At 46.8% G+C, this 4,835-nt stretch carries 5 protein-coding genes; 1 reads left to right on the forward strand and 4 read right to left on the reverse strand.

Going from position 1 to position 4,835, the window contains the following annotated elements:
- From KDK14_RS19755 to KDK14_RS19765, 3 genes are all read right to left on the reverse strand, one after another.
- Positions 1-305, reverse strand: a 305-nt coding sequence (locus KDK14_RS19755; RefSeq protein ID WP_257266937.1) for an F-box protein, incomplete at its 3' end; no start/stop codon positions are given.
- 221 nt (positions 306-526) lie between these two features.
- The gene (locus tag KDK14_RS19760) at positions 527-2,416 is read right to left on the reverse strand and encodes a hypothetical protein (RefSeq protein ID WP_257266938.1); all 1,890 of its coding nucleotides are present in this window, start codon (positions 2,414-2,416) and stop codon (positions 527-529) included.
- 147 nt (positions 2,417-2,563) lie between these two features.
- Complete coding sequence (locus KDK14_RS19765; protein WP_257266939.1) at positions 2,564-2,959, reverse strand: hypothetical protein; 396 nt, start codon at positions 2,957-2,959, stop codon at positions 2,564-2,566.
- A gap of 300 nt (positions 2,960-3,259) precedes the next feature.
- On the opposite strand from KDK14_RS19765, the gene KDK14_RS19770 reads away from it, so the two are divergent.
- A complete protein-coding gene (locus tag KDK14_RS19770; protein ID WP_257266940.1) occupies positions 3,260-4,228 on the forward strand; it encodes a P1 family peptidase in 969 nt (322 codons plus the stop codon).
- A gap of 333 nt (positions 4,229-4,561) precedes the next feature.
- On the opposite strand, the gene KDK14_RS19775 is transcribed toward KDK14_RS19770, so the two are convergent.
- The coding region (locus KDK14_RS19775) for a WD40 repeat domain-containing protein (RefSeq protein WP_257266942.1) at positions 4,562-4,835 on the reverse strand (274 nt) is incomplete at its 5' end.

Raw genomic sequence — 4,835 nt, forward strand, 5'->3', positions numbered from 1 at the left:
TTCAGTAAAATATTGTTCCTGAAACATTTTGAGACCCGCTCAGCCCTTGACAGATCTGAAACCGAAAGATTGTTGAATATCCGACTGCCTAACTCGGGAATCTCTAGCATGGCTTGCAAGACTGCAGATGGCTCTGCCTTACTGACCTGTCTGAATCCGGCAAAACTTTTTGAGCCACAATCAGTTAAGCCACAATCAGTTAAGCCACAATCAGGAGCAGCACGGGCATGGCCATTTGCCAGACCAGGATCTGTATGGGTTGGATTGATGGGCAAATCCGTTGAATTCAATGGGGGATTGTTCATGCAAGGTGACTCCGTCAAAGATACAGATACCGCTTCTTATACACACTATTCTACTGACTCTTGACCGTCCCAAGTCCGACAGGCTCCTGTAAATACAAACTTTTGACAACCCTTTTGACAACCCTTTTGACAACTATGGTCGGATTGCTGACATGAGAGAATTAAAGATAGCCCAGTTTTTCAATGCGCTTTGGCAGTTTGTCACATGGCATTTTTCCTGTTTATTCTTTATTAAACTCAAAGGGTCGGGGCTTCAGTTCGTATAAATGAGCCTTGTTATCGCAACAAGCGAGCACATGGGTCATTCCCATTACGAATTGAACCAAATGCGTCGGCCCATGGGTTTCGAAAACGGCCTTTGGTGTCCACCGCCTGTTGCCGGACTGCCCCCAAACCCTGACCAGTCCATCGTCACTGCCGGTGACCACATGGCTCCCATCAGTACTGAATTTAATGGAGTTAACCTTTTGCTTGTGTTCGATAATGACGACTTTTGGCAAGTCTTTTTCATCACTTAATTTATAGAGTGTTATTTGCTGATCTCTACCGGTGTACACAGCAACGTGAGTCTGGTCAGGACTAAAAACAACCAGACCATTGGCAGTTACATTCCCTTTCTCTACCCATGACCCATCGCTGATCTTTCCGATGATTCGTTGCGCCTTTTCTGTTTCTGTGTGAATGGAAGGTAATGTTATTACGCCATGACTTCCATCAGGACTGAATAAAATTTTTGAAAAAATACGGCAACCATCAAAATCATTGAAAACGGATAGCCTGCCCCAGATTCCCTCTCCCTGTTGACCATGGATCTCGATTCTGTACGAGTCATTTAATGCGATGGTGGTTCCATCAGGACTGTACTGTATATTCCAAATCACGAAACGATCCTCGTCATCGTCGATGATATACTCCTCCGGCCATTCTTCCTGGTTGCTACGGATATAAACTGCTGCACCATTACGTCCATGATCTAACAATATCCGGGTTTCATCTGGACTAAATTGGGCTATTTTCGAATTTATCTCGGACAGTAACCTTGCCTCCGGCCCGTCGTCAGTCAGTTTGTAAATAAACAGCTGTCTTCCGTCATTTACCAATGCACACCTGCCATCGCGAGTGACATCACGAACCTTAACCTGATCAGTTATGCCAAGGGGAAACTGTATCCAATTCCCATCACTGTTTTTTTTGCAATATTTGGCCAATCGCACGAAATTTTCATTATCATTCCTGCAATAGGCGTTGACCAACACATTGCAAATGCCGGGCCTGACGAATTCTGTGGCTTGCCGAACGGTGATATGGTTGTTGTCAAAAATGGATGTCTTATGATCCCATTTTCCACCGTGAGAGCGCTCAAAAATCTTTACAAAATCGCTGTTATTTGTAACAAGACAGGATCCATTGGCGATAAGCTCCGCTGAATATTTACCCCAATAACCCCTGCCGTAAGGGGTAGACAACGTTTCAACCCACTGCGTACCACGGATTAATCCAATCATTTTTACTTCAGCATTGCTGGAACTCATTATTTCTGGAAAGTCAGCACTGGATTGAACAGTGTGTACCCTGTTTTCGTGAACCATGGACGCTTTGAACTCCGTATCAAAGGAGAGGTTCTGGCCAAGGGTTTCCCGTAGATTAAAATACATAATCTCCACAAATGCTTTGGGTGTGTTGTTTTGCATGGCACGGAAATAACCCCGGGGTTTGGTTGTGGAAAAACGTTCCAGATAATCAATCAAATAATCAGAAGCTGACGTTATCCAATTTTCCACGCGATATCGTGTGGTATCCGACAGCTCACGAAAATAGGCAATCTCTTTTGAATGATTCAGTAAAATATTGTTCCTGAAACATCTTGAGACTCGCTCGGCACTTAACAGATTTGCAAATGAAAGATGGCTGAATATCGAATTTTGTATCTCGGCCGTGGCTGGAAAGTGTTGCGGTATTGAAGATGGCTCTGCTTCACTAACCCGGTTAAATCCGGGGAATCTTTTTGCATTACCAACAGGAGCAATGCGGCTGGCACCATTGGCTACCCCGGCATCTGTATGGGTTTGGCAGATGGGCAAATCTGTGGAATTCAATGGGGCGTTATTCATGTAAAAACTCCGTCAGAGATAGAAATACCGTTTTCACTCAAACACATTATCTTCTCGACTGACCATCTCAGGTCCGATAGCCTCCTGTAAGTACAAGACACTATAAATCCATGGTCAGCTATTTAGATGAGCTGCATGGTCAGCTATTTAGATGAACTGATTGTTGGCTATTCCCGGATAGTCTTCATCCTGGCGCTGTTGCTGCCCACCGACCGTGGGGGCCAATTCGATGATCTCGACCTGTCGCGCCGGAAGTTTTTTAATGCACGAGCAGCGATCTGCATAACATAAAACACCGGCAGAAAAAAGAGTGACAGTAGCACAAACAGGCAGGCTGCCACAGAGCGCTCCACTCACGCTCCAATTGTTCAAGGCAGAACCTGCAAGGCCACCTACAGTGCCACACTCCAAACCAACGAAGACAGCCGTGGCAGCATCTTTTTGGGTATTGGCGTCACAATTACATGTTATTCGCTGTCGCACTTGTTGCGGCTGCGTTGTCACCGGAAGAGTCGGAGCATTATAGGAATTCAAATTATTCATAGTTGTGCCTCATAGTTGTGCCTCATAATAGTTGTAACCACGGGTTATCAGTTCTACGACAACAGTATTTTGTTTTCAGTAATGTTGGAAATAAGGAGCAGTGCTTCAGTGCATTACTGACGCTATTTTTCCCCAAAAGTTCCTCCAGAATTGTCGCAGCAAAATTTGGCCTGTTTGGCTATCTTATCGAATGAAAAACGGTTAAGGGCCGAAGAATAACAATTTCAAATAGCCTGCCACTAATATCAGTATCAAGTAGTTGGCCAATTCCATTTGATTAACTACTTACAGGTTTAGCAGATGACTACTCAGCGGCATGAGCTTTTTGCAATTAGCGGACTGGCCATTGGTCATGCATCAGATCTTGACAGATTGACCGGAGTGACGGTGCTGCGCTTTGATCAGGGCGTGACCGCCGGTGTGGATGTGCGCGGTGCTGCTCCCGGAACCAGGGAGACGGAATTGTTAAGGCCTGAAAACCTGGTGAATTCTGTCCATGCCATTGTGCTTTGCGGCGGCAGTGCACTGGGGCTGGACAGTATGAACGGAGTTAGCCGTTACCTGGAGGAGCAGGGCATTGGTTTGCCCACAGGTTTTGCCAGGATCCCGATTGTCACCGGTGCGGTGCTCTTTGATCAGTCGGTCGGTGATGCCTCTGCCCGGCCCGATGAGCAAATGGGGTATGAAGCCATGGGGCTGGCCAATCGCCACGATATTGAAGAAGGCAATGTCGGCGCCGGTACCGGAGCGTCAATCGGTAAAATCGCCGGGTTTGACCGCGCCACAAAAAGCGGCATCGGTTGTTATGTCATCAAGCCGGGAAGCGGGTTGGTCGTTGGTGCCGTGGTTGTTGTCAATGCCTGGGGCGATGTTGTTACAGGTGAGAAGCTCATGGCCGGCACAAGGAGCGAAGATGGGCAGCGGTTTGTTTCTGGTGTGGATATCTTGATGAATGATCAGGCCGTGCAAGCCCTGCCCGGGGCAAATACCACCCTTGGTGTGGTAGTGACTAACGGAAAATTAACCAAAGCCCAGGCTCTGAAGGTGGCTCAAATGGGGCATGATGGTTTGTCCCGTGCTGTTCGCCCTGCTCATACCATGTACGACGGTGATACCATTTTCTGTGCCGCAACCGGTGAAGTGGATGCCGATGTGAATGTTCTGGGCATTATGGGTGCGGAGGCTGTGGAGCAGGCAATACGTCGTGCCGTTTATACCGCAACAGCAGCGGGTGGCTTACCGGCGATTCATGATATACGTGCAAAATAATCCCTTCGACCGCTGAAATGGCCGCTGCCAGGTAAGGTAAGGAATTTTCCCGGAATAACTTCACTGGCCAGAAACAATCCAGCCATGGCGTTCACTTCGCCTGAAAGACTTTCACCACAAAGGCACAAAGACACAAAGGAAGAAAAAGAAATCTTTTCTTTGTGTCTCTGTGCCTTTGTGGTTCAAAAAAAGAAAGTACCAGCCCAAGTAGCCAGAAATATTCGATTCCATATGGCCAGCCACTTAATGTGAAACGAAAGTTCTTTTAAAAGGTCTGTTTTTTTCTGTTAGTAAGTTGGTTAGTTGAGCTGAGGTTTGTTGAATGAATGTCTATTAAACGCTAAAGCTGAGGCTTTTGGGGTTTAGTTTGTATAGAATTGCCCGGTTATCGCAACAAACCAGCACATGGGTCATTTCCATTACGAATTTAACTAAATGTACCGGCCTGTTGTGTGCAATTGTGGCCCTCTCTGTCCACCGGCTGTTGCCGGATTGCCCCCAAATCCTGACCACTCCATCGTCACTGCCAGTGACCAGATAGCTCCCTTCTGTACTGAATTGAATGGAGTGAACCGTTTGGTTCTGTTCGATAATGGCGACTGCTGGC

It is taken from the genome of Endozoicomonas sp. ONNA2, assembly GCF_024606365.1.
Taxonomy (GTDB): Bacteria; Pseudomonadota; Gammaproteobacteria; order Pseudomonadales; family Endozoicomonadaceae; genus Endozoicomonas.